At 62.4% G+C, this 21,132-nt stretch carries 21 protein-coding genes and 4 tRNA genes; 16 read left to right on the forward strand and 9 right to left on the reverse strand.

All coding sequences use genetic code 11. From position 1 onward, the window contains the following. Positions 1-37: 37 nt before the first annotated feature. The 3 genes from ACQ4WO_RS17505 to ACQ4WO_RS17515 all read left to right on the forward strand — a co-directional run bounded on the left by ACQ4WO_RS17505 (position 38) and on the right by ACQ4WO_RS17515 (position 2,668). Positions 38-772: a transporter gene (locus ACQ4WO_RS17505; protein WP_436482522.1), complete on the forward strand. Its 735-nt coding sequence runs from the start codon at positions 38-40 to the stop codon at positions 770-772. 90 nt (positions 773-862) lie between these two features. Further along, complete coding sequence (locus ACQ4WO_RS17510; RefSeq protein ID WP_436482523.1) at positions 863-1,354, forward strand: hypothetical protein; 492 nt, start codon at positions 863-865, stop codon at positions 1,352-1,354. A gap of 15 nt (positions 1,355-1,369) precedes the next feature. Beyond that, positions 1,370-2,668, forward strand: coding sequence for an NAD(P)/FAD-dependent oxidoreductase (locus ACQ4WO_RS17515; protein WP_436482524.1), 1,299 nt, complete (start codon positions 1,370-1,372; stop codon positions 2,666-2,668). Positions 2,669-2,710: 42 nt separating this feature from the next. Here the strand turns inward: ACQ4WO_RS17515 and ACQ4WO_RS17520 are convergent, their stop codons facing one another. Beyond that, positions 2,711-3,226, reverse strand: a complete 516-nt coding sequence (locus ACQ4WO_RS17520) for a DUF6265 family protein (RefSeq protein WP_436482525.1) — start codon at positions 3,224-3,226, stop codon at positions 2,711-2,713. A gap of 196 nt (positions 3,227-3,422) precedes the next feature. Here ACQ4WO_RS17520 and ACQ4WO_RS17525 point away from each other — a divergent pair, with 196 nt between their 5' ends. After that, positions 3,423-4,010 carry a hypothetical protein gene (locus tag ACQ4WO_RS17525; protein WP_436482526.1) on the forward strand — a complete coding sequence of 196 codons (588 nt, stop codon included), beginning with the start codon at positions 3,423-3,425 and terminating at the stop codon, positions 4,008-4,010. A gap of 27 nt (positions 4,011-4,037) precedes the next feature. On the opposite strand, the gene ACQ4WO_RS17530 is transcribed toward ACQ4WO_RS17525, so the two are convergent. Further along, the gene (locus ACQ4WO_RS17530) at positions 4,038-4,751 is read right to left on the reverse strand and encodes a sensor histidine kinase (protein ID WP_436482527.1); all 714 of its coding nucleotides are present in this window, start codon (positions 4,749-4,751) and stop codon (positions 4,038-4,040) included. Positions 4,752-5,035: 284 nt separating this feature from the next. On the opposite strand from ACQ4WO_RS17530, the gene ACQ4WO_RS17535 reads away from it, so the two are divergent. Then, positions 5,036-5,431 carry a hypothetical protein gene (locus tag ACQ4WO_RS17535; RefSeq protein WP_436482528.1) on the forward strand — a complete coding sequence of 132 codons (396 nt, stop codon included), beginning with the start codon at positions 5,036-5,038 and terminating at the stop codon, positions 5,429-5,431. A 73-nt stretch (positions 5,432-5,504) separates the two neighbouring features. On the opposite strand, the gene ACQ4WO_RS17540 is transcribed toward ACQ4WO_RS17535, so the two are convergent. Next, complete coding sequence (locus ACQ4WO_RS17540) at positions 5,505-6,494, reverse strand: response regulator (RefSeq protein WP_436482529.1); 990 nt, start codon at positions 6,492-6,494, stop codon at positions 5,505-5,507. A gap of 305 nt (positions 6,495-6,799) precedes the next feature. Continuing rightward, positions 6,800-9,307: a hybrid sensor histidine kinase/response regulator gene (locus ACQ4WO_RS17545; RefSeq protein ID WP_436482530.1), complete on the reverse strand. Its 2,508-nt coding sequence runs from the start codon at positions 9,305-9,307 to the stop codon at positions 6,800-6,802. 428 nt (positions 9,308-9,735) lie between these two features. Here ACQ4WO_RS17545 and ACQ4WO_RS17550 point away from each other — a divergent pair. The 4 genes from ACQ4WO_RS17550 (at position 9,736) to ACQ4WO_RS17565 (ending at position 10,362) form a co-directional block, all read left to right on the forward strand. Continuing rightward, a tRNA-Arg gene (locus tag ACQ4WO_RS17550) sits at positions 9,736-9,812 on the forward strand. 82 nt (positions 9,813-9,894) lie between these two features. Next, positions 9,895-9,971 (forward strand) — tRNA-Arg (locus ACQ4WO_RS17555). A gap of 78 nt (positions 9,972-10,049) precedes the next feature. After that, a tRNA-Arg gene (locus ACQ4WO_RS17560) sits at positions 10,050-10,126 on the forward strand. 159 nt (positions 10,127-10,285) lie between these two features. After that, positions 10,286-10,362: transfer RNA gene (locus tag ACQ4WO_RS17565), tRNA-Arg, on the forward strand. A 55-nt stretch (positions 10,363-10,417) separates the two neighbouring features. Here the strand turns inward: ACQ4WO_RS17565 and ACQ4WO_RS17570 are convergent. Next, positions 10,418-11,293 carry a helix-turn-helix domain-containing protein gene (locus tag ACQ4WO_RS17570; protein WP_436482532.1) on the reverse strand — a complete coding sequence of 292 codons (876 nt, stop codon included), beginning with the start codon at positions 11,291-11,293 and terminating at the stop codon, positions 10,418-10,420. A 115-nt stretch (positions 11,294-11,408) separates the two neighbouring features. On the opposite strand from ACQ4WO_RS17570, the gene ACQ4WO_RS17575 reads away from it, so the two are divergent. Then, positions 11,409-12,365, forward strand: coding sequence for a phytanoyl-CoA dioxygenase family protein (locus ACQ4WO_RS17575; protein WP_436482533.1), 957 nt, complete (start codon positions 11,409-11,411; stop codon positions 12,363-12,365). An 82-nt stretch (positions 12,366-12,447) separates the two neighbouring features. Then, positions 12,448-13,593 carry an alpha-hydroxy acid oxidase gene (locus ACQ4WO_RS17580; protein WP_436482534.1) on the forward strand — a complete coding sequence of 382 codons (1,146 nt, stop codon included), beginning with the start codon at positions 12,448-12,450 and terminating at the stop codon, positions 13,591-13,593. Positions 13,594-13,633: 40 nt separating this feature from the next. On the opposite strand, the gene ACQ4WO_RS17585 is transcribed toward ACQ4WO_RS17580, so the two are convergent. From ACQ4WO_RS17585 to ACQ4WO_RS17600, 4 genes are all read right to left on the reverse strand, one after another. Next, positions 13,634-14,329, reverse strand: a complete 696-nt coding sequence (locus tag ACQ4WO_RS17585; RefSeq protein ID WP_436482535.1) for a hypothetical protein — start codon at positions 14,327-14,329, stop codon at positions 13,634-13,636. Between the two features lie 128 nt (positions 14,330-14,457). Beyond that, positions 14,458-14,964 (reverse strand): P-loop nucleotide/nucleoside kinase family protein, encoded by a 507-nt coding sequence (locus ACQ4WO_RS17590; RefSeq protein WP_436482537.1) that lies wholly within the window; start codon positions 14,962-14,964, stop codon positions 14,458-14,460. A 254-nt stretch (positions 14,965-15,218) separates the two neighbouring features. After that, on the reverse strand, positions 15,219-15,986 hold the full coding sequence (locus ACQ4WO_RS17595; RefSeq protein ID WP_436482538.1) for a CPBP family intramembrane glutamic endopeptidase: 768 nt from the start codon (positions 15,984-15,986) through the stop codon (positions 15,219-15,221). An 8-nt stretch (positions 15,987-15,994) separates the two neighbouring features. Further along, positions 15,995-17,578 (reverse strand): GGDEF domain-containing protein, encoded by a 1,584-nt coding sequence (locus ACQ4WO_RS17600; protein WP_436482539.1) that lies wholly within the window; start codon positions 17,576-17,578, stop codon positions 15,995-15,997. 140 nt (positions 17,579-17,718) lie between these two features. Between ACQ4WO_RS17600 and ACQ4WO_RS17605 the strand changes: the two genes are divergently transcribed. The 5 genes from ACQ4WO_RS17605 to ACQ4WO_RS17625 are packed head-to-tail and all read left to right on the forward strand — an operon-like array spanning position 17,719 to position 21,099. Further along, positions 17,719-18,282: a GNAT family N-acetyltransferase gene (locus tag ACQ4WO_RS17605; RefSeq protein WP_436482540.1), complete on the forward strand. Its 564-nt coding sequence runs from the start codon at positions 17,719-17,721 to the stop codon at positions 18,280-18,282. Continuing rightward, positions 18,279-18,626: an SMI1/KNR4 family protein gene (locus ACQ4WO_RS17610; RefSeq protein ID WP_436482541.1), complete on the forward strand. Its 348-nt coding sequence runs from the start codon at positions 18,279-18,281 to the stop codon at positions 18,624-18,626. The genes ACQ4WO_RS17605 and ACQ4WO_RS17610 overlap by 4 nt, the downstream gene beginning before the upstream one ends. Positions 18,627-18,641: 15 nt before the next feature. Beyond that, positions 18,642-19,181 (forward strand): GNAT family N-acetyltransferase, encoded by a 540-nt coding sequence (locus tag ACQ4WO_RS17615; protein ID WP_436482542.1) that lies wholly within the window; start codon positions 18,642-18,644, stop codon positions 19,179-19,181. Next, the gene (locus ACQ4WO_RS17620) at positions 19,178-19,879 is read left to right on the forward strand and encodes a response regulator transcription factor (protein WP_436482543.1); all 702 of its coding nucleotides are present in this window, start codon (positions 19,178-19,180) and stop codon (positions 19,877-19,879) included. Before ACQ4WO_RS17615 ends, ACQ4WO_RS17620 begins: the two co-directional genes overlap by 4 nt. Then, positions 19,876-21,099, forward strand: a complete 1,224-nt coding sequence (locus tag ACQ4WO_RS17625; protein ID WP_436482544.1) for a sensor histidine kinase — start codon at positions 19,876-19,878, stop codon at positions 21,097-21,099. The genes ACQ4WO_RS17620 and ACQ4WO_RS17625 overlap by 4 nt, the downstream gene beginning before the upstream one ends. The last annotated feature ends 33 nt before the right edge of the window (positions 21,100-21,132 follow it).

Here is a 21,132-nt window from a genome sequence, read left to right on the forward strand (position 1 = left end):
ATCTTTCATGCCGTCTCCCCGCTTGCTTTGCTTATTCTTGCTGCTGTCCCTGGCGCCGCTGGCGCAGGCGCAGCAGGGCGATCCCATCCTGCCTTACCGGCCTTCCGTCGCCAGTCCGGCTCAGCTGTCCGTGCCGGGCCAGCTGGAATTCGAGGCCGGCGGCTTGCTGTCGAAAACGGACGACACGCGCCGCGCCAGCCTGCCGTACACGTTCAAACTGGCGTTCACGCGCGAATGGGGCATGCTGCTCGAAGGCGAGGGTGTTGTGCGTGCGCGCGATGACACGGGGCGGCGCGAAACGGGCGTGGGCGACACGACGGTCGTGCTCAAGCGCGCCTTTTTGCTCGACAGCGCTACGGCGCTGGGCCTGGAACTGGGCTGGAAGTTGCCCACTGCCAAGGACAGCATCGGCAGCGGCAAGAGCGACATGTCGCTGAACGGTATTTTCAGCCGCGACCTGGGCGCCGTGCACGTGGATGCCAACCTGAACGCCACGCGCCTGGGGGCGTCCGACCCGCATACCGGCAGGGTGCAGACGGGCTGGGCGACCTCCTTTTCCACGCCCGTCAGCGGCCGCTGGGGCGCCACTGCGGAAGTGTCGGGCGCGCGTTTGCGCGGCGCGCCGGCCACAGCGCAGCTGCTGCTGGCCGCCACCTACAGTCCCACGCCGCGGCTGGCCATCGACATCGGCATGGCGCGCGGCTTGACGGCGTCGTCGCCGGACTGGTCGCTGTTCAGCGGTGTGGTCGTGCCCTTGAGCAAACTGTGGTGAGATTGCGACGGAGTTCCTTATGTGTCCTTGCGAACAAACAGTTGGTCACACAAGGTCTACAATGACGGCATAACTAAAAGGAGTGTCACCATGAAAACCCTGATTCTTGCTGCCGCCTTGCTGTCGGCAGCCACCGCCGCCGCCGCCCAGGTCGGCGTCTCCGTTACCGTCGGCCAGCCAGGCTTTTACGGACGCCTCGATATCGGCGACTATCCCGCGCCGCAATTGATCTATGCCCAGCCCGTCATCGTGCAGCGGCCGCAATACTATTCGGCCCGTCCGATCTATCTGCGCGTGCCGCCCGGCCATGCCAAACACTGGTCCAAGCACTGCCGCAAGTATAATGCCTGCAACCAAGAGGTATATTTCGTCCAAGATAGTTGGTACAACAACCAATACGTGCCCCGTTACCGCCAGCAGCATGGCGACCACGGCCGTCCCGATTACGGCGACCGCAGCCGTCACGACTACAAGCATGATGACAAGCGCGACAAGCATGAAGGCAAGCGCGACAAGCATGATGACAAGCCGGGCAAGGGCCATGGCAATGGCCGAGGCCACGGCAACGGGCACAAGGATTAACAGGCAGGAGGATATTTGCATAGTAAAATCGTTATCGTAGGGGGAGGTGCAGGCGGCCTGGAGCTGGCCTGCAAACTCAGCCGCAAGCTCGGCCCCGGCCAGGTCACCCTGGTCGACAGCCGCCTGTACCACATCTGGAAGCCGTCGCTGCATGAAGTGGCGGCCGGCACCCTGGACATTCATCAAGAGGGCCTGTCGTACCAGATGCTGGCGCATGACAATGGTTTTACCTATGTCTATGGTCCCTTGATCGCGCTCGACGCCGGCTCGAACAGCCTCACCGTGGGCGCCATCGCCACCGACAAGGACGAGCAGCTCTTGCCGCAGCGTCAGGTCAGCTATGACCAGCTGGTGCTGGCCGTGGGCAGCACGTCGAATTACTTCGGCGTGCCTGGTGCCAAGGAAAACACGATTTCCCTCAATGCCACGGAAGACGCCGAACGTTTCCGTTTGACCCTGCTGAAACTGCTGGCCATGGCCGAGCAGCGCCAGGGCGACGCGGGCCATCCCGGTGTCGACATCGTCATCATCGGCGGCGGCGCCACGGGTGTGGAGCTGGCGGCCGAATTGCGCGAAGCGAGCGGCGTGTATGCGGCGTATGGTTTCCAGAATCTGAACGCCATCAAGGATGTGCGCATCACGCTGCTCGAAGGGGCGCCGCGCATTTTGGCGCCGCTGCCCGAGCGCGTGTCGATTGCCGCCTCGAAACTGCTGCACCAGCATGGCATCGCCGTGGTGACCGATACGCGCGTCACCACGATCGAAACCGACAAGGTGACGGTGGCCAGCGGCACCAGCTATGCGGCCGATATCTGCGTGTGGGCAGCCGGTATCCGCGCGCCGGAATTCCTCGCCACCTTGGGCTTGCCGACCAACCGCGCCGGCCAGCTGGAAGTGACGGGCATGCTCAATGTGCAGGGCCACGCGAATATTTTCGCGCTCGGCGACTGCGCCGCCTGCATGGGGCCGGACGGCAAACTGGTGCCGCCGCGCGCCCAGGCTGCCCACCAGCAAGCCGATTACCTGGTGAAAACTTTCCTGCTGCAAGCGAAGGGCAGGCCGCCGCAAACCAAGCCGTACGAATACCTGGACTACGGTTCGCTCGTGTCGTTTGGCCGCACCACCTCGGTCGGGACCCTGATGGGTTCGCTGAAGGGCCTGAGCTGGTTCGTCGAAGGTTTTGTCGCGCGCATGATGTATGTCAGCCTGCACCTGATGCATCACAACGCCGTGCTGGGCAGCGTGCGCACGGCCGTCATGGCCATGGGCCGTTTCCTGATCAAGCGCAGTACGCCGCAGGTCAAGCTGCATTAAGCACGCTGATATCCGAGCAGAAAGGGGCAGCGAGGCCCCTTTTTATTTGCTACGCGGAATTGGTGCCGCTTCGCAGCGGCCCCGCGTCATGGGGAAGGCTATGGTGGTGAGCTTGCCCTTCACGGTGCCGGTAATGCTGGCGTGCAAGATGTGCTCGCTGTCGTGGCGGTAGATGATGCGGCTCGGGAAGTCATTGTCCAGGTTGGCGAAGATGAATTCATTCGGCTTGTCCTGGCGCAGCAGGTTGAAGATCACGGGCGGCTGGCCCGACGGCTGCACGATGTAGGCCAGCTGGCCCGGCTCGGTGAGGCGGATCTGCACGAATTCAAACGCTGTCGTCTTGCCGCCCTTGACGGTGCGGCTGGTGCCGAGGATGGTGCCGCCGGCAGCCGTGCTCCATTGTTCTCCGGAGCCGGGCTCGGCGCCGTCGACGTTCCAGCAGCCGGCCAGCCAGGCCAGCTTGTCCACGGTTTCCGGCGGCGGCACGGTATTGTCGGCGGCCTGGGCGGCGCCCATGGCCAGCAGCGCTGCCAGCAGGGTGGGGATGAATCGTTGCATGCTGCCTCCTGTCATAGGGATTGTAGGCGTATCGTTGGACCTACATGCGGATACTGGCTGAAAGGCAACTATTTTTCGCCAGCATGCCGCGCAGGGAAAAGACCTGTCTTATACTTGAGAAAGAATACCATGCGTTTTGCCGGGCCTGCGCCCGGCATGCCGGAGACAGCGCAGTTCACACCTTGGCGGGAAACCTATGCACGATACATCGAAATGGCCGCAAGAGACCGACATACAGTCACGTTACATGACCATGGACAGGCTGGGACTGGTGCCGGAGCAGCTCGACTTCTACCAGCAGTTGCTGTCTTGCACGGATGCCGACGGCAGCCAAGACAGGCAGCGCCTGGCGCTGCGTTATCGCGAAGAGGGCTGTGGCCGGGCGCGCTTCATCGCGGATCCGGCCGCGTTGCCGCTCCCCTTGGCGGGATGTGTGGCATGGCGAGTTACCTTGCAAGCGATGCCAGGCGAGATGAGCCGCGACGCCTTGCTGGCGCACGTGCATTTGCAGCTGGGACAGTCTCTGGATACCTTCCTGGCCTCGGCCAGCTGGCGGACGGCGCAAGCCGATATCTGGCAAAGTGCGCTGGCGCTGCTTGTGATGCATGTGCCGCTGCCTGGGGATGAGGCGCTGCTGGTGCGTTTGACGGATGTGCTGCGTGTGGGATATTTCCTGGCCGCGCTCGCTGGCGGTGCCGGTGGATTGGCTGACCATGACAGACGCAAGGCCTTGCTTGGCGCGATGCTGGTGCCGCCGCAAGAGATTGTATGGCCCGGCCAATGATGCTGGCAGTGCGCTGGCAGCGGCGCCTTATTCTTTTGGCGTGATACGCGGCAAAACGACGGTCAGGGCCGTGCCGCCTTGCGGATTGGCTGCCAGGCTCAGGCTGCCGCCCAGGTAATGCACGCGCTCGCGCACGGAGCGCAGGCCGTGCTTGCTCATTTCGACGGGCTCGCTGGCTGGTAAGCCCACGCCGTCATCCTTGACGGTCATCATCAGCGCTTCGTCATTGTCGTCGATGATGATGTCCACTTCGCTTGCCTGCGCATGCGCTGCGATGTTGCCGAGCGCTTCTTCCAGGGTGCGCAGCAGGGCCACGCCCACGTTGCGCGGGCAAATCAGTTCATCTTCGGGCAGGCTGCAGCGCACGGTGATCTTGTGCTGTTCGGCAAATTGCGCGGCCAGCTCGCCCAGCGCCACATTCACGCCGAGAAACTCGAGCTTGTCGTTCCACAGCTTCATCTGCATCTGGCGGTTGGTCTCGATCACATTGAGCAGCAATTGCTTCATGGTCGCCGCACGGTCGAGCAGGGCCGCTTCCTGCGGCATCTTTTGCGTCAGCAGCGACAGGTGCATGGTCAGCGCCGTCAGCGACGAGCCCAGGCTGTCGTGCAGCTGGCGCGACAGGGCGCGCCGTTCATTGTCCCAGCTGGTGTTGACATGGCCGAGCAACTCGCTGAGATCGGCGGCGCGTTCCGCATCGGCCTGGGCCGTTTCCTTGTTCGGATCTGTTTGTGCGGACATAGCGCCCCGTGAATGGTGAAAGGTGAGGACCAAATTCAAGTTGTGGATCATACATGAGGATTTCATCGCGGGGCGCATGGATGGAAAATTTCTGTCTTTTCGGCAATTTTGATCTCCTTCCATCACTTTTATATTGTAGGCAATATTATCGTTTGCGCCAGCAGGTGCCGTTCCTGCCGTTACGTACGGCTGCGCACATACCGGGGCGCCGCACGCTGCCATAGTGGTGTCATGCATTTTCTCCATGCAGCAATGCCCCGCTTACCGAAACGAAAGGATATGCCATGAATATCGATACCATCGTCGACCAGGAATACCTCGACAAAAGCTTCCGCGACATCGTCAATGCGCCCATCAGCGCCCTGCGCGGCGTCAGCCCGAAGGATGCCAAGGCCTTGCAGCAAGCGTTTGGCGTGCACACCGTGCGCGAACTGGCCAACCTCAATTTCGTCAAATGGGCCAGCGCGCTGGCCATCCTGGCCGATGAAGAGGGCATGAGCGGCGAAGAGCGGGCCAAGGAAGAGCTGCTCGACGACGCCGTGGAAATGACCTTCCCCGCCAGCGACCCGATTTCCGTCGATGCAGGCATCACGCGCATCGAAGTGCCGCCCGAAACGGTCGATGCGCAAACGGACCACCAGCACGCAGGCCAGCAAGAAGTGGCCGCTGGCAAGAAATAAGCATCGTGCGCATAAAAAAACCGGCTGGCCATGAAGGCTTGCCGGTTTTTTTGCGTGCTGTGCGGTAAGAAACTCAGGCGATCGACGGGATGTTGTTTTTTTGCATGTTCACCTGTGTCTGCGCGGCGATCACTTCGTGCGGGATGCAGCAAAAGCGGTTCTTGCCGGCGCGCTTGGCTTCGTACAGGGCCGTGTCGGCCGCGCCCAGCAACGAGTCGACGCTGCTCGCGTCGTCCGGGTAGATGGCGATGCCGATGCTGGTCGACAGGCGCAGGGTCAGGTCGTTGATGAAATACGGCTCGGAAATGACTTCGATCAGCTTGGCGGCCGGTTCGCGCGCGTCGCCCTTGCCGGCCAGGTTGCCCAGCACGATGACGAATTCGTCGCCGCCGATGCGCGCCACCGTGTCTTCCTTGCGCGAGGCGCCCACCAGGCGGGCCGCTACCATTTTCAGGATTTCATCGCCATAGCCGTGGCCGTAACTGTCGTTGATGGCCTTGAAGCCGTCCAGGTCCAGGTACAGGATGGCCGACTTGCCGCGGCTGCGGGCCGATTGTTGCAAGGTATGCTCGATGCGGTCTTCCAGCAGGCGCCGGTTCGGCAAGCCCGTCAGCGGATCGTGCAGCGCCAGTTCCTGCTGCTGCTTGCTGTATTGCGCCAGTTCCTTGTACAGCAGGCGCACTTCCAGCATGTTGTGGATGCGCTTGTGCACTTCCATCAGGTCGAAGGGCTTGCTGATGAAATCGCGCGCGCCCGCTTCCAGGGCGGCGATCTTGAAACTCGGTTGTGCCGTCAGGGCCAGCACGGGCAGGTAGCCGCCATGCTCGATTTCCTTCAAGCCTTTCATGACTTGGAAACCATTGAGTTCCGGCATTTGCAGATCCAGCAAGATCAGGTCGTAGCAATGCTCCCGGTGCAGGGGGCAAACCTGGGCCGGACGCATGGTGGCCGCGACATTGGTATAGCCTGCATCGCGCAGGATTTCCAGCATCAGGTCAACATTGTCGGGTGAATCATCGACGACCAAAATTTTGGCTTTCAAAATCTCATCTTGGCTGGGCATGTAAGGTCTCGGTTATACGGTCTATGCAACGCTGGCTTCTACCGCAGCTGATGGGCTGACGGCAGTGGAAAGATAGTAGCGCCTTGCAACAAGATAGGGCGCACAACAGCGCTTGAGTTCGCTTATGCCGTTCTAGCCGGCCAAGCCCGCCGTCTCCAGCCTGCCGTGCAGGTGTGCTTCTGCATTTCAGTGTAGCAAACTTTCGCTTAGTTGCTTGTAGGACAGTGCCGCGTCTGAAAGTAGGAAGGCTAACCCATGAAAATAGTCATTTTGTACTGCACTATGTATTTCTTTGCATCATCTTTTTAGGGCCGTGTATTGCGCCCCTGTTCACGGGCGTCGGTGCTGACGCGCGACGCGGCCAGCTGCGCCACGGCCGCCAGCAGCTCTGCCGGGTCGAGCGGTTTCGAGACCCAGGCCTGGAAGCCGCTGGCCAGCGCCCGCCGGCGGTCCTGCGGTTGCGCGAACGCCGTCAGCGCCAGCGCGGGCAGACTGGCCGCATCGGGGGAGGCGTGTGCGCGGATTTGCGCCAGCAAGTCGAAACCATCGGCGTCGGGCATGCCGATGTCGCTGATCAGCACGTGCGGGTGCACCTGGTCCAGCAGTTGCAGCGCTTGCGCCACGCTGCCGGCGCCATGCACTTCGGCGTGGCAGTCGCGCAGGATGCGCGTCGTCAGTTCGCGCGCATCGGCCTCGTCATCGACCAGTAGCACCGTGACACCGCGCAAGTCGTGGCTGGCGGACAGCTCGCCGCCCTTCGGGCGTGCCGGGGCGGCCCGCGTCCCCAGGGGCAGGCGCACGGTAAAGCTGGCGCCCTGCATGTCGCCGGCGCTGCTGACCGTGACCGTGCCGCCATGCTGCTCCACCAGGTGCTTGACGATCGCCAGCCCCAGCCCCAGGCCGCCATGGCGGCGCGTGGTGGAGGCGTCGGCCTGGCGGAAGCGGTCGAACACGTGGGGCAGGAAGTCTTTCTTGATGCCGACGCCGTTGTCGGCCACCGTGATGGCCAGGCGGCTCGCCTCGCGGCGCACGCCGATCTCGACCCGCCCCCCTTGCGGCGTGAACTTCAGGGCATTCGACAGCAGGTTCCAGATCACTTGCTGGATACGGCTGGGGTCGCCCGTGATGGTGCCCGCATCGCTGGCGATGTTGCTGTGGATGGCGATGTGCTTGGCGTCGGCCGCCGGGCGCAGGGTTTCGATGGCCGCGGCGATGATGCTGGCGGGCACGATGGTTTGCAGGTCCAGCAGCACCTTGTCGGAGGTGATGCGGCTCATGTCGAGCAAGTCTTCGATCAGTTGCGCCTGCGCGCGCGCATTGCGTTCGATGCTTTGCAGGCCCCGGTGCAGGTCGGCCTGGTCGCGCGTGCCGCGCCGCAGCACCTGGGCCCAGCCCAGGATGGCCGACAGCGGCGTGCGCAGTTCGTGCGACAGGGTGGTAAGAAAATCGTCTTTCAGCTGGTTCGTGCGCTCGGCGTCGGCGCGCGCCTCGCGTTCGCTGTCGAGCAGCACCTTGCGCTCTTCGGCGGCGCGCGTGGCGGCCGCGTACAGGCGCGTATTGTCGAGCGCGACGGCGGCCTGGGCCGCGATGGCCGAGACGATGCGCTCGCTGCGCGCGCTGAACATGCCCGCTTGCGGATGGCCGAGCAGCAAGCGCCCCAGCAACAGGCCCGAGCGCGAACTGACGGGCAGGCTCAGGCAGCTGCGCAGCGGCGGCGCGCCGCTGGCGCTGGCGTCGGGCGCGGCCAGCAAGTCGTTCTGGCGCATGGCCGGCCCCTGGCGCAATTCCGTGGCGATGGCGTCGGCCTGGCGCAGGCTGATGCCGTTGACGGCGCTTGCCGATGGCAGGGGGGCGGCGCTGTCGTGGATATCGCCCGCATCGTCATAATAAAAGGCACCGAAGCGCGCGCCGCTGATGCGCGTGGCCGCATCGACGGTTTCCTGCAGCAGGGCAGGCAAATCGAGGGTGCCGGCCAGGGCCGCTCCCGTATTGTTGAGCAACTCGAGCACGCGCGTTTCATCGCGCAAGGCTTCCTGCGCGCGCTTGACCTGGTCGACATCGGTGCTCGTGCCAAACCAGCGCAGCAGCTGGCCGCCCCGGGCGCGCACGGGATTGGCGCGCGTCAGGAACCAGCGGTACTGGCCGTCTGCGCCACGGATGGGGAACTCCATTTCGAAGGGTGTGCCGTCGCGCAAGGCGGCCTTCCACGCTTGCAGCATCGGCGGCAGGTGCTGCGCGTCATAGGCGATGCTCCAGCCGTCGCCCGCCATCTGTTCCGCAGTAGTGCCCGTGTAGTCGTGCCAGCGCTGGTTGTACCAGGCAATGGTGCCGTCGAAGCTGGCGATCCAGGCCAGTTGCGGGATGGAATTGGCCAGTGCGCGCAAGTCTTCCTCGCTGTGGCGCAAGTTTTCCTCGGCCGCCTTGCGCTGATTGATGTCCTGGATATACGTGGTCAGTCCTTCGCTGGAAGGGAAGATGCGCACTTCCAGCCAGCGCCCCAGTGGCGGATACAGCAGCTCGAAACTGCAGCTGTGCTGCTGCGCCATGGCGCGCCGGTACTGCGTTTCCAGTTCCGTGCCATGCAGGTCGGGGCAGGCTTGCCACAGGTTCTTGCCCGTCAGGCTGGCGCCAGGCGCGTGCTGCGGCGCCAGCATGGCGGCGCCGCGCGTATTGAGGTAGCGGATGGTCCAGTCGCGGTCGAGCAGGCAAAAGCCGTCGGTAATACTTTCCAGCAAGTTGGACAGGCGCTCGTCGGAGAGGCTCAGCGGCGCTGATGGGGGTAGCAGGTCTTGCTCGCGGTCATGCTTGGCCATCGGAAATCCTGCAACAGTGAGTCTGCCGCACGGGCTCTTGCCCCGCCGGGCCGCCGCCGCTAAGCTCAGTTAAATAGGTCATGATGTTCAATGCCCGCCGTCATGCATTAGGGGAGGCACAAACGCCCCTGTCTGGTTGGTATTGTAGCCCCAAGCGGCGCGCCGCCACCGCACGCTTGCGCGCCGCCTGCAGATAGCACTGGACAGGCTGGAAAGCAGTCCCTATAATCCCGCTTCTTTCGAGACAGCAACTTCTCGATTCGCTGGACGCCACTGTGAAAGCAGAAGTGTCCACCGATAAAAAGGCGTGCGCTTTTTGGCAGCGAAAAGGTAGTCGATCATGCGGGGCGGTATTCTGCAAAATCAGCTAAGCGATTGAAAAATCGAACTTTTCAAAGCGAAATGAATACGCTATAATGTTTGCCTGCGCGGCTGTAGCTCAGCTGGATAGAGTACTTGGCTACGAACCAAGGGGTCGTGGGTTCAATTCCTGCCAGCCGCACCAGAATACTGAAAATCAGACTTTGCCTGGTTTTGTTGTAACAAGTTTCACCTCCATGTTGTTCGTGGAATGTTGTCGAAGTTTTGCGGCTGTAGCTCAGCTGGATAGAGTACTTGGCTACGAACCAAGGGGTCGTGGGTTCAATTCCTGCCAGCCGCACCAGTATTGCCATGATGAAGTTCGCTTCGTTTTGATGAAAGTTTCAAGCTTCGTGCCGTCCGGCGAAGTGTGTCAGAGTTTGCGGCTGTAGCTCAGCTGGATAGAGTACTTGGCTACGAACCAAGGGGTCGTGGGTTCAATTCCTGCCAGCCGCACCAGTATCAGCAGTAGTGAAAAAAACCCGGAAAGTTCGCTTTCCGGGTTTTTTTCGTCCTGATGGCGGCAAGCGGGGGCCATGTTGGCGACCTGGGCAATTGTGAAATATCCGCACGGCGCCCTTTGCCATTCTGCAAAGCCCTGCTATAATCTTGTCTTAGGCGGCTGTAGCTCAGCTGGATAGAGTACTTGGCTACGAACCAAGGGGTCGTGGGTTCAATTCCTGCCAGCCGCACCAGAATATTGGGGGTCAGATTGTAAAATCTGATCCCCTTTTTCGTTTTCGAACGGATTTACGACAGGTCTTTGGCGCCGCGCCGGTATTGCAGGCGAAACGCGCGCGGCGTGACGTGCTTGGCGGCGCGAAATTGGCGGTTGAAATGCGCGAGGTTGCGGTAGCCCGCCTCTTGCGCGATGACGGCAATGGCGAGATTGCTTTCGATCAGTTGTTGGCAGGCGCGGCCGATGCGCAGCCGCGCCAGGTATTCGCCCGGCGTGCAATGCGCGTGGCGCTTGAAACAGCGGTGAAACGCGCCCAGCGACAGGGCCGCCCGCTGCGCCAATGTCTCCACTGCGATCTCTTCCCGGAAATGCGCGTGCATGAAGTCAAACACGATGGCCATGCGCTTTTGCTGCCCATCGGCATGCACCGGCGCCTGCGCTTGCGAGGCCAGCGGCCGCGCGGCACCATCGGCCGCCAGGTCCAGCAGCACGTCGAGCAGCAGCGGCAGGCGCTGCGGCACGGGCAGGGCGTTCAGTTGCAGCAGTTGACGGGCGCAGCGCGCGCTCGCGTCCGCTGAAAAATGCAGGGCCGGACCGGCGCGGGCCGCCAGTTGCCGCACGCCGTGCAACTCCGGAAAACAGGCCGCCAGCTGCTCCACCCACTCGAGCGAAAACCACACGACGACGGCCAGCATCGGTTGCGCGCTGTCGATGCGCTCGCTGGCCGACCACGTGTGCGGCAAATTCGGCCCCAGCAGCACCAGATCGCCCGGTTCGAAGTCGCCCAAGTGGTCGCCGATGTAGCGCTGTCCCCGGGCATTGACGGTCAGGGTCAGCTCGAACTGCGGGTGGTAATGCCAGATGAAGGGAATGGCATCGAGTTCGCGCCACAGCAAGCCCCAGGAGCGGCCCGTCGGGATCGTGACTTGTTCGAATAAAGGCGTCATCGTGACGTTTTGAAGGGGTTGATGGTGAGGATAGTATCAGTATTGGCCGTTCAACGCGCATTTTGCTTGGCTCGGTTGAAGCACAATCTATCTCACACCAACACAGGAGACAGCGATGCAAGACCGATATCAATACGGCGAAGACCGTCCCGGCAACCCGTCCGTGGCCTACACGGAACAAACCCAGTTGCGCGACATACAAAAACAGCTGCCGTTGCGCGTGCTGTCCGACAGCGACTTCTTGCACTGGCAAACCTATGGCTACGTCATCGTCAAGGATGCCGTGTCGCCCGAGCAGGTGCGCCGTACAACGGATTTCCTGTGGGAATTCCAGGGACTCAACGAGAACGACCCCGCCACCTGGAATCAGGACCAGTTGCGCGACCACGCGATGAAGGAACTCAATGGTTCCGGCATGGTCGAGGCGTATCACAACCAGACCCTGTGGGATAACCGCCAGACCCAGCGCGTGGTCGACGCCTTTGTCGACATTTGGGACCGTCAGGATTTGTGGGTGACGATCGACCGCGCCAACCTGAACACGCCGAACAATGGCAAGCGCAAGTTTGGCGGCTTCATCCACTGGGATGCCGACACCACGCTCGACCCGCTGCCCGTCAACGTGCAAGGCGTGCTGGCCCTGTCCGATACGTCGCCCGAGAGCGGCGGTTTTCAATGCTATCCGGAATTGTTCAACAACTTGCTGGCGTGGCGCAAGACCGTGCCGCTTGACCGCAATCCATGGCAGCCAGACCTGGCGACGGTGCCGTACCCGATGGAATTCATCGCCATGAAGAAAGGCGAGTTGTTGATCTTTAACAGCCTGCTGGCGCACGGCATCCGCCCGAACACGTCGACGGACCAGGTGCGCCTGGCCCAATACATTTCCTTTACGCCGGCCCAGGAAGACAATCAGTCCCTGCGCGACTGGCGGGTGCAAAGCTGGCGCGAGCGCAGCGCGCCGCAAGGCTATGCGTTTCCCGGCGACCCCGAGGAAAAGGAAAAGCTGCGCTATCCGCAAGCGCAGTTGACTGAACTGGGCGAGAAAATTCTCGGCGCGCGCGCTTGGTAAGTGTGGCGGCATTGCCTGCCGGATAGACAATTGCAGGCAAATGCACGATCATGGTCCGACTTGCCATCGACCGAGGAAACGCATGAGTATCATCACCAGCATCGAAGACTTGCGCGTGCTGGCCCAGAAACGGGTGCCGCGCATGTTTTACGACTACGCCGATTCCGGCTCCTGGACGGAATCGACGTACCGCGCCAACAACAGCGATTTCGCCAAGATCAAATTCCGCCAGCGCGTGGCCGTCAACCTGGAAAACCGCAGCTTGGCCTCGACCATGGTGGGCCAGCACGTGTCGATGCCGGTGGCCCTGTCGCCCACGGGCCTGACGGGCATGCAGCATGCCGATGGCGAAATCCTCGCGGCCCAGGCGGCCGAGCGCTTCGGCGTGCCGTTCACCCTGTCGACCATGAGTATCTGCTCGATCGAGGACGTGGCGGCGAACACGACAAAGCCGTTCTGGTTCCAGCTGTATGTGATGAAGGACCGTGAATTCATCAATCGCCTGATCGACCGCGCCAAGGCGGCGAAATGCGGCGCGCTCGTATTGACCCTGGACTTGCAGGTGCTGGGCCAGCGCCACAAAGATTTGCGCAATGGCCTGTCGGCGCCGCCGAAGCTGACGATTCCGAACATCATCAACATGGCCACCAAGCCGCGCTGGGTGGCGGGCATGCTGGGCACGAAGCGCCGGGGGTTTGGCAACATCGTCGGCCACGCCACGTCCGTGTCCGACATGTCGTCGCTGTCGGCCTGGACGCAGCAGCAGTTCGACCTGAGCCTGTCGTGGGCCGACGTGGAATGGATCAAGCAGCGCTGGGGTGGCAAACTGATCATCAAGGGCATCATGGACCCGGAAGACGCGCGCCTGGCCGTCGAAAGCGGCGCCGACGCGCTGATCGTCTCGAACCACGGCGGGCGCCAGCTCGATGGCGCGCAATCGTCGATCGAAGCCTTGCCGGCCATCGTCGACGCCGTCGGCAGCCAGATCGAAGTGCATATGGACGGCGGTATCCGCTCGGGCCAGGACGTGATCAAGGCCGTGGCCCTGGGCGCGAAAGGCGTATACATCGGCCGCCCGTTTTTATACGGCCTGGGTGCCATGGGCGGGCCGGGCGTGACCAAATGCCTGGAGATCATCCGCAACGAACTGGACCTGACGATGGCCTTTTGCGGCTTGCGCGACTTGCAGCAGGTGGATAAAAAGATCCTGCTGCCGGGCACGTTTTAAGGCCAGTGGGGCGGCAATTGCCTGGCCGTGCTGTCGCGTATCAGCGCCGGATGGAGGCCAGTCTGCCATTTGTGAAAAGCAAGGAACGCCTGCTTTCGTATCGCCACTCTTCGTGCGCGCCGACCACATCGGACTTTTTCTGCATGCTGACAGGTTTTCCCCAGCCGGAGGCGCGTACCTGTTTCGCGGTCATGCCAATGTTGACGTCGCCTTTGGCTAGCAGGGCGGTCTGGAAGGCAATTTCCAGGATGCCTTCTTTGGCCTCCGCTCTATCGATATCTTTGGGCGGCGAGGTGAAAAGATACTCGACAAAATCCAACCGCGAGCGTCTGGCCGGATCGTATACATTGCGAAATAGCGTCAGCGGCCCCGGCCTGGACTCGAATAGATAGAAGGAGAGCTCCAGCGCCGCGTCCTTGTCATCTTCGAAGACGATCCGCGCATAGCGCCGGAAGTCTTTATCTACATAGCTATGCACGGTGAAACTCGTCGTTTCCGTGACGACAAATTTTTTTCCAGCGGGATTCCCGTCCTCGTCCAATTCCTGGAACTCATATCGCGAGATGGCTTGTGGATTGGGAACGATCCAGTACCTGGTCTCTTTCAAGGACTCAAGCATCAATGTGGCCGCTGCCTCGTTCTTTGTCCGCGTGGCATCGACCGACGCATATTGCGCCTGTGCGGATCCAGCCAGCAAGGCAAGCAGAATGGCCAGGCCGCTGCCGGCGAACTTCATTATTTTCACCGAGTGCTGTCCTGTTTCTTATTGTGAGACATGCAGAGTATCAGCCGAAACGAAGGCATGTCAAAAAAGCAGCTTGGTCGAAAGTGCACAAGCTCCTGCCGCCGGGCAGCCAGGAAACATTAACTGCTTGTTTGAACGATGTAAAAACCTTCCGAAGAGTCGGGCGGCACGAAGTGGCGCGTGATTTCATCAAATTGCGCATCGCTGGTGGAGAACGGATGCAGCCCGCTGGCATTGCGCTGGCGCAAGCGCGCCTTGCATTCTTCGTCCGAAACGTCGAGATAATGCAGCACGTGCGGCGTGCCCACCTGCTGGAACAGCTCGCGCATCCAGGCGCGGCTGGCCGGCGTATTCGCGGGAAAATCGAGCACGACGGACACGCCCGCCCGCAGCATTTGCAGGGCCAAAGGGGCGATGGCCGCGCGCAGCCGCGCCGCGCAGGCCACATAGTCGGCCAGGCTGGCGATCTGGCCCGGATACAGCTGCGTCAGCAAGCTGTCTTCACTGATGCGCACGGTCTGTGGCGCACTGGCCAGCCGGGCCGTCAAGGTGGATTTTCCGGAAGCAATCTTGCCGCAGACGAGGTGCAGGGTGGGGGAAGCGGTGGTGCTGGAAGTCATGGACATGGTCGCTCGCTAAAAAAGAAATGAAGCCTGCGAGACGGTTTGACCAGTGACTGCACATCAAAGCCGCCTCTCAGGCGGCTTTGGCAATCACACTGCTGCTAAGCCACCATCGTTGGAATGGCGGCAATAATCGATGGCAGGGGAGGGCGTGGCGATTGCATGGCTGAACGATGCCATGCGATGGGCCGCGCTGTCAAGCCGTCCTTACGCGCGGCCATCTTCTTGCTCAATGGATGAAAAAGCTTGTCGCGACATTATGGCTGCGGTTGCGATATGGCCGCGCGCTGGCTCGGGCGCAGCAGGTAGACGCCGTACAGGCACAAGGGCAGCACGGCCAGCAGGGCGACGTATGGCAGGATAGATGCGCCGTCTTCGGCCGGGTTCGGCAAGGTGGCCGTCACCAGCGCGTAGTCCCATAGCCCATGCACGAGCACCATCGGCCATATCGAGCGGGTGCGCAGCCGGATGGCCGCATAGCCGACGCCCTGCAAGGTGGCGGCCACGGCTTGCCACAAGGCGCCGCTGACGTCGCCCGTGGCCAGGCCGTTGGCCGTATGGGCCAGGCCGAACAGCGCCGAGGAAATCAGGACGGCCGGCCAGACTGCGTAGCGGTCCAGCATGCCCTGCAACAAGATGGCGCGGAACATCAGTTCTTCCGAGATGGCCACCAGCGCCGCATTGCACGCGACGATCAGCAGCACGCGCGGCTGCGGCCAGCCGCCGGCCCAGGCAAGCAACAGCATCAGCAGCGCATACAGCAGAGGCGGCCAGACCAGCCACAGCGTTTTCCATGGCTGCGGCGCGCACAGGCCCGCTTCGCGGCGCTGGCTTGACGCGAGCAGCAGCGCCAGTGCGAACAGTGCGGCCAGCGCCCACGACAGGCCGATACGGCCGGTGACGGCTGCGCCCGGCAAGGCGTAGCCAGCGGCTTCCAGCCAGCGGCCGCCCAGGCTCAAGCCCAGCCAGACGGCCAGTGCGATGAGGGACAGCGGCATGGTGAGGGCGATTCTTTTCCCGGACATAAGCGGTCTCATGCTGCTGGTACGCCGCCGCTGACGCGGTTGCGGCCCGTGTTTTTCGACTGGTACAGCAAGGCATCGGCCTCGCGTATCAGCTCGCTGCAATCCGTGGGGCGGTCTTGGCCAGGCTGGAGCGTGGCCGCGCCCAGGCTGACGGTCACGACACCGTTCGCGCTGGCCGCGTGGGGAATCTGCAGCGCTTCCACGGCCGCCCGGATGGCTTGCGCGACTTCCAGGGCGCCCGCCGCGCCCGTGCCGGGCATGATGACGGCGAACTCTTCACCGCCGTAACGGGCCGCCAGGTCTTCGGCCCGGCCGACGCTGCACGCCACAGCACCGGAAACCGCTTGCAGGCACTCGTCGCCCGCCATGTGGCCATACTGATCGTTGAATTTCTTGAAGAAATCCACGTCGAGCATGATCAGCGATACCGCGTGCCCGCTGCGCTGGGCGCGTTTGAGTTCATGCGCCAAGGTTTCGTCGAAACAGCGGCGGTTGGCCAGCCCCGTCAAGCCATCCTGCGAGGCTCGCGCCGCCAGATCCGCATTCACGTGCTGCAACTCCGTCGTGGCCACGCGCAGGCTGGCTTCGATACGGTCGCGTACGGCAATCTGCCGCATCAGCTTGCCGAACAGGTAGATCAGCGCCGCGCCTGCCGCCAGCGACGCCAGCACGATTTGCATGCTCAAGCGTTGCCATTCGGCGAAAATATCTTCCTCCGATAGCCCCGCCGCGACGATGACGGGAAAGCGCTGCAGGTGGCGATAGCTGTACAGCCGTTCGATCTCGTCCACCTTCGCCGTCATCATGGCCGTGCCGACAGGCCCTTTTTCGCGGTAGGCGCGCAGGACCGCACCCGACGAAATATCCATGCCGATGACGCCGGGCTGGAATGGCCGGCGGTAGATCAAGGTGCCGTCATCGAGCGCAAAGAAGGCCGTGCCCGTATTGCCAAGGTTGAGGCTATCGTAGATGCGTTCGAAGGAGGCGAGCCCGAGGGTGACCAGCACCACGCCCGCAAAGGAGCCGTCCGCCAATTCCACCCGGCGCGACACGGGCAATACCCATTGCCCGCTGGATTTTCTGCGCACGGGCGCGCTGATGCGGCTGCCCAGCTGCGCATGCGTCTTGTGATAAGTAAAGTAGTCGCGGTCCGCATTGTTGCCGTCCTGCCCGGCGCCGGACGAGCTGGCCAGCCAGTCTCCGCGGCTGTCAAAAATGAAGACGCCGGCAATTTCCACGATATTTTTCGATAGCTGCTGCAGATGCGATTGCAGCCGCTCGCCGGTCGCGTCACTATTGCCTTCGTTGCGGATGTGCTCGACGATATCTTCCAGCATCACATCGGCGACTTCCAGTTCCATGTACGCTTGGGTCGCCAGGGTGCGCGCCATGTGTTCCGTCGTCGCCTTCGCTTCGTGCAAGCGTACTTCGCGCGAAGACCAGACGATCCAGATGGTCATGCCAAGCAGCATGGCGCACATGCAAAAGAAGGCGATGCTGGCCCAGACGATGACCGGCCGCTTGTGCTTGCTCAAGACTTCGGGCTGCGCCGGGACGGCGTCGGTATGTGCTGCTTCTTTTACTGCGGGCATAAGCGGATCATGAAGTTGCATCAATGATATGGCGAACAATGTTGCCATAGTACATTAAAAGCGCCGTCACAAAATTGCCACTTCGTTATAGTTGCATGGAATAATAAGCATTGCCCGTTTGAACCTTCGATTGGAGTCGCATGGCCTACATGAAAACCATCACCACTGAACGCCTGATCCTGCGCAAACCGCAACCATCGGATGAAGCAGCCTTTTTCGCCATGCATGCCGATCCCGAAGTGATGCGCTATTTTAGCGAACCGCCATGGCAGGATGCCAGCATCGCCGCGCGCAAGCTTGCCGAGGACATCGCCGCTTTCGAAAGCGAGGAGTTCTTCCGCTTCGCCGTCACGCTGAAGGCGACGGGCGAATACATGGGCAGCTGCAGCCTGTTTTCCGAGCACCGCCAGAACCGCCGTGCCGAAATCGGCTATGCGCTGGCGCGCCCGTATTGGGGCAAGGGCTATATGCAGGAAGCCTTGTCGGCGTTGCTGGAATACGCGTTTATCGAGCGCAACCTGAACCGCCTGGAAGCCGATATCGACCCGCTCAATACGGCTTCGGCCAGCGCCCTGGAACGCCAGGGTTTCAAGCAGGAAGGTTTCCTGCCGGAACGCTGGATCGTCGCCGGCCACGTCAGCGATACGGCCCTGTACGGCTTGCTGCGGCGTACGTGGGAAGCACGGCGCAAGGATGCCGCGTGAACCTGCAGGAAGTCGAAGCGTTCCAGCACTGGCTGGGCCGCGCTTTGCCGGCGTATTACCTGCGTTTTCTCCAGGGCTGGCAGGAAAGTGTCCGCGGCGAGCAGGTCCTGTTGTACGGCGCAGGCAGTCTGGTGGAGCGCAATGCCACCTACGACACGCCACTGTCATGCCCGGGTTTCATCGCCATCGGCGACGACAGCGGCGGGCGCGCCGTCATGCTGGCCCTCGATGATGGCGACCGCGCCGTGTATCTGGTCGGGCACGGTTCCATGCAACGCGACGATTTCGAGCGGCTTGCCAATGATTTTACATCCTGGCTGGCCGCCGATTGCCCGCTAGCCTGAGGAGGATGCAAAGCAATGAAAGCTGTCGATTTACCCAGGTCGGATCATGCCCTGGTGACGTTGCGCCACTTGGAACGCAGCGATGCGCCCGCCTGGTATGCCTACCTGGCCGATCCTGTTGTCGTGGAACATACGAGCTGGAACTTGCGTTGCGTCGACGATCTGCAGGCCAATTTCGATGATTACGCCTCGGCCCAGCCAGCGTCGCCCATCCGCCTGGCCATCGTGCTGCGCGACGGCGGCCAGCTGGTGGGCACCATCGGCTTCAATGCCATTTCCCCGCAGCACCGCACGGCGGAAATCGCCTACGATCTGTCTCCTGCCGTATGGGGGCGGGGCGTGGCCACGTCCATCGCCGCGTCGGTCATGGACTGGGGCTTCCAGCGCCTGGGCTTCCTGCGCATCCAGGCAACCGTACTGGAGAGCAATGAACGTTCGATCCGCGTGCTCGAACGCTGCGCTTTCGAGCGTGAAGGCTATCTGCGTTGCTACCGGCAAATTCGCGGTAGGTCCGGCAACTTCTGGCTGTATGCGCGCATTGCCGGCACTCCATGAATCGCTTGCCCTTGAGCATATTGCTGGTGGAAGACCACCTGGCCATCGCGCGCCAGGTGCTCGACTTCCTCGACGGCCTGGGCTGGCAGAACGATCATGCGGGCACGGGGGCGCTGGCCGTGCAATTGGCCACGCGCAACAGCTATGACGTGGTGCTGCTGGACCTGAACCTGCCCGACATCGATGGCTTGCAAGTGTGCCGCGCCATCAAGGCGGGCGCGCCCAGCAATGTGCCGATCTTGATGCTGACGGCGCGCGATGCATATGAAGACAAGGCACGCGGCTTTCGCGACGGCGCCGACGATTACCTGAGCAAACCGTTCGACTTGCGCGAAGTGGTCTTGCGCTGCGAAGCGCTGGCGCGCCGGCACCAGCTGCACGTGCACCAGGAAATGCGCGTGGGCTCCTTTACCTTGCAGACGCGCGAAGGACGCGCCCTGCTCGGTGACGTGGCGCTGCCTTTGACGCAGACGGGTTTTAAAATATTGCTGCTGCTGTGCCGCGAGCATCCGCACGCGGTGTCGCGTTCGGCCTTGCTGCAGCATCTGTGGGGCAGCCAGCCGCCCGACAGCGATGCGCTCAAATCGCACATCTACGCGCTGCGCAAGCAGCTGGAACTGGCCGGCGGCGCGGGCATGCTGGTGACCATACCGCAGCTGGGCTACCGCCTTGCGTTTGACACTGCGGCGTTTCCATGAGCAAGTCGATCCGGCAGCGCCTGTTCGCGGCCCTGGCCGGTTTCACCGTGTTGCTGTGCCTGTGCTACACGGGCCTGGCGCTGGTGATCGCCTATGTGACAGAAGACATGCTGGTGCAGCGCCTGCTCGAGCGCGAAGCGGCGGCCGTCAGCATGCGCTGGCAGCAGCACGGCAAGCTTACGCCCTCTGGCAGCGACCTCATCACGGTTTATGGCAGCTACCTTGACTTGCCGCAAGCGGTGCGTGCGCAAGTACCGCCGTCCGCCCCGCGCGGGGAAGTGTTTACCACGACAGGCCAGCATTATCACGTGCTGGCGCTGGACCTCGTTGCCGCTGGACAGCCCCAGCGCAGCTATCTGCTGGCCGACGTGGCGCCTGTGCTGGTGGTGCAGCGCCTGGCGCGGGAAGTAGGCGGCGTCGTGCTGGGCGTGGCCTTGGCGCTGATCGCCCTGGCCTTGCTGCTGGCGTACTGGCTGGCGCGGCGCCTCGTGCTGCCCCTGCAGCGCCTGGCCCAGGAAGCGCGCCAGCTGGCGCCCGGCGGCGCCGTCCATTTCAGCGAACGCGACCGTCCCGACGAAATCGGTTTCCTGGCGCGCCGCCTGGAAACCACGTTTGTCGAACTGCAGGCGGTCTTGCAGCGCGAACAGGCCTTCGCGCGCGACGTCAGCCATGAATTGCGCACGCCGCTGACCTTGATGCACAACACCTTGGCACTGGCCGGTGCGCATCCCGTGACGCTGGAAGGGCAGGCGCAGCTGCGGCAATCCACGGACGAGATGCGCGCCACCATCGACGTGCTGTTCGCGCTGGCGCGGGCCGAGCAACTGCCTGGCGAAATGGTGGAGTTACGCAGCTGTATCGAGCAATGCCTGCTGCGCCTGCTGGACGAACATCCCTGGGATGCTAGCCTGCTGACCCTGGACTTGCCCGAGCGGCTAGAGGTGGTTGGCAATGGACAGCTGACGATGTTGCTCATCAATAATTGCCTGGCGAATGCGCTGTTCCATGGCGGCCCCGCTTGCCGCATCAGCATTGTGTTCGCGCAAGATTGCCTGAGCATCGACAATACTGTGCAAGCGGGACAGCCGCGGCGCGTCCAGGGCTTCGCGCATGGCCAGAACCTGCTGCAGCGCCTGGCCCACGCCATGCACTGGGACATTGTTTTCGACCCCGGTGCGACGCAGTATCGTGTCGCTATCCTTCCGACCCAGGCACAATAAAGACGCTGGATTTCACCGCGATTTCACCTGCCA

The organism is Janthinobacterium aestuarii, from assembly GCF_051380835.1.
GTDB lineage: Bacteria > Pseudomonadota > Gammaproteobacteria > Burkholderiales > Burkholderiaceae_D > Janthinobacterium > Janthinobacterium aestuarii.

Excerpts from the sequence above, each read along its gene's own strand:
- ACQ4WO_RS17510 (WP_436482523.1), top strand. The coding sequence starts at position 863 with ATGAAAACCCTGATTCTTGCTGCCGCCTTGCTGTCGGCAGCCACCGCC.
- ACQ4WO_RS17520 (WP_436482525.1), bottom strand. The coding sequence starts at position 3,226 with ATGCAACGATTCATCCCCACCCTGCTGGCAGCGCTGCTGGCCATGGGC.
- ACQ4WO_RS17525 (WP_436482526.1), top strand. The coding sequence starts at position 3,423 with ATGCACGATACATCGAAATGGCCGCAAGAGACCGACATACAGTCACGT.
- ACQ4WO_RS17530 (WP_436482527.1), bottom strand. The coding sequence starts at position 4,751 with ATGTCCGCACAAACAGATCCGAACAAGGAAACGGCCCAGGCCGATGCG.
- ACQ4WO_RS17535 (WP_436482528.1), top strand. The coding sequence starts at position 5,036 with ATGAATATCGATACCATCGTCGACCAGGAATACCTCGACAAAAGCTTC.
- ACQ4WO_RS17540 (WP_436482529.1), bottom strand. The coding sequence starts at position 6,494 with ATGCCCAGCCAAGATGAGATTTTGAAAGCCAAAATTTTGGTCGTCGAT.
- ACQ4WO_RS17545 (WP_436482530.1), bottom strand. The coding sequence starts at position 9,307 with ATGGCCAAGCATGACCGCGAGCAAGACCTGCTACCCCCATCAGCGCCG.
- ACQ4WO_RS17570 (WP_436482532.1), bottom strand. The coding sequence starts at position 11,293 with ATGACGCCTTTATTCGAACAAGTCACGATCCCGACGGGCCGCTCCTGG.
- ACQ4WO_RS17575 (WP_436482533.1), top strand. The coding sequence starts at position 11,409 with ATGCAAGACCGATATCAATACGGCGAAGACCGTCCCGGCAACCCGTCC.
- ACQ4WO_RS17580 (WP_436482534.1), top strand. The coding sequence starts at position 12,448 with ATGAGTATCATCACCAGCATCGAAGACTTGCGCGTGCTGGCCCAGAAA.
- ACQ4WO_RS17585 (WP_436482535.1), bottom strand. The coding sequence starts at position 14,329 with ATGAAGTTCGCCGGCAGCGGCCTGGCCATTCTGCTTGCCTTGCTGGCT.
- ACQ4WO_RS17590 (WP_436482537.1), bottom strand. The coding sequence starts at position 14,964 with ATGTCCATGACTTCCAGCACCACCGCTTCCCCCACCCTGCACCTCGTC.
- ACQ4WO_RS17595 (WP_436482538.1), bottom strand. The coding sequence starts at position 15,986 with ATGTCCGGGAAAAGAATCGCCCTCACCATGCCGCTGTCCCTCATCGCA.
- ACQ4WO_RS17600 (WP_436482539.1), bottom strand. The coding sequence starts at position 17,578 with ATGCCCGCAGTAAAAGAAGCAGCACATACCGACGCCGTCCCGGCGCAG.
- ACQ4WO_RS17605 (WP_436482540.1), top strand. The coding sequence starts at position 17,719 with ATGGCCTACATGAAAACCATCACCACTGAACGCCTGATCCTGCGCAAA.
- ACQ4WO_RS17615 (WP_436482542.1), top strand. The coding sequence starts at position 18,642 with ATGAAAGCTGTCGATTTACCCAGGTCGGATCATGCCCTGGTGACGTTG.
- ACQ4WO_RS17620 (WP_436482543.1), top strand. The coding sequence starts at position 19,178 with ATGAATCGCTTGCCCTTGAGCATATTGCTGGTGGAAGACCACCTGGCC.
- ACQ4WO_RS17625 (WP_436482544.1), top strand. The coding sequence starts at position 19,876 with ATGAGCAAGTCGATCCGGCAGCGCCTGTTCGCGGCCCTGGCCGGTTTC.